This window comes from Vibrio sp. YT-19(2023) (assembly GCF_033337395.1).
The window spans coordinates 1-1,003 of the sequence record NZ_JAWOQN010000181.1; the positions used below are offsets into that span (position 1 = coordinate 1).

Annotated in this window: 2 protein-coding genes and 1 pseudogene; 1 reads left to right on the forward strand and 2 read right to left on the reverse strand. The window is 45.3% G+C overall.

Annotated features, from left to right (window positions below):
• A partial coding sequence (locus tag R7E78_RS24735) for a DNA polymerase III subunit psi (RefSeq protein WP_318058423.1) occupies positions 1–275 on the reverse strand: 275 nt, incomplete at its 3' end.
• Between the two features lie 51 nt (positions 276–326).
• On the opposite strand from R7E78_RS24735, the gene R7E78_RS24740 reads away from it, so the two are divergent.
• Entirely contained in the window at positions 327–776 is a 450-nt protein-coding gene (locus R7E78_RS24740; protein WP_015297219.1) for a hypothetical protein, read from the forward strand.
• A 67-nt stretch (positions 777–843) separates the two neighbouring features.
• Here R7E78_RS24740 and R7E78_RS24745 read toward each other — a convergent pair.
• Positions 844–1,003 (reverse strand): annotated as a pseudogene (locus tag R7E78_RS24745) (N-acetyltransferase); the annotation flags it as partial.

The window sequence follows — 1,003 nt, forward strand, 5'->3', positions numbered from 1 at the left end:
AACCATACCCACTCCAACTGATGTTCACCAAGCATTGCAAGGCGCTCAGGCTCGATATGCATGGCTTGTTCAAGCGTTAATTTCATACTTTTAAGTATCTTCTCGAACAGTATCGCTGTCTCATTCGTAGGACAGATGGGTGAGACCAGCAGAAGTTTGCAAGAACTTGGCAAATCTATAGTTGGCGGTTGATAGCCTGCCAACCTTTCTGGGTGAATCAACTCCCACGAGGTGATTCCCATTTCGTGTAAATACTGTTTCTCGTTAATTGACATTTTTCGTCACCTGTTTGAACGAGGCAATCCTATCAAAAAGTCAGAGGTGTTATGAAGCTTTTCCAATCACTCTTTACTGTGATGATGGTAGCGACCATCAGTTTTTCCACATTTGCGAGCAGCAATAATGATGACTGGGAGCTGATCGCAACCAAGACCGTCAACTTCCAAACGGAGACAGACACCGTTACGCCAAATAGTCTGCTCAAAAACCGTAACTTCAGTAAAATCAAAATAAAGTGCATTCAAGGCACCGTCGATTTAAAAGACATCAAAGTCACCATGACCGACGGCAGCGAGAAAAAACTCACATCAATGGGCACGCTCACCAACGGAATGTCAACGCGAGCTTGGACGCTACCAGGATCGGAGGACGCGAAACTTAAGCACCTTGAAATGAAATACAGCAGTTGGGGAAATATGAAGCTCGACGTGTTGGGTGTCAGCAAAAAAGCAAAAGTCGAAATCTGGGGCAAAAAAAGAACCAAAAACGCTCAATAAACGTCATGCTTGTCGAATGAATGATGAAAAGCAAACAGCCCGCTATTTCAGCGGGCTGTTTCAGTATTTAAAGCTCTGAGAACTCTGGCGCGTAATCAATGCGTCCAGAATGTCCTGCACATTGGCCTTCGACGAGTTCAGCTACTCGAAACGCACCTTCAGGCACTTCCCAAGCGCATTCAAAGCCCATCTCTTCACCAGCATTGAAACCTTGTCGTGCATAGTAG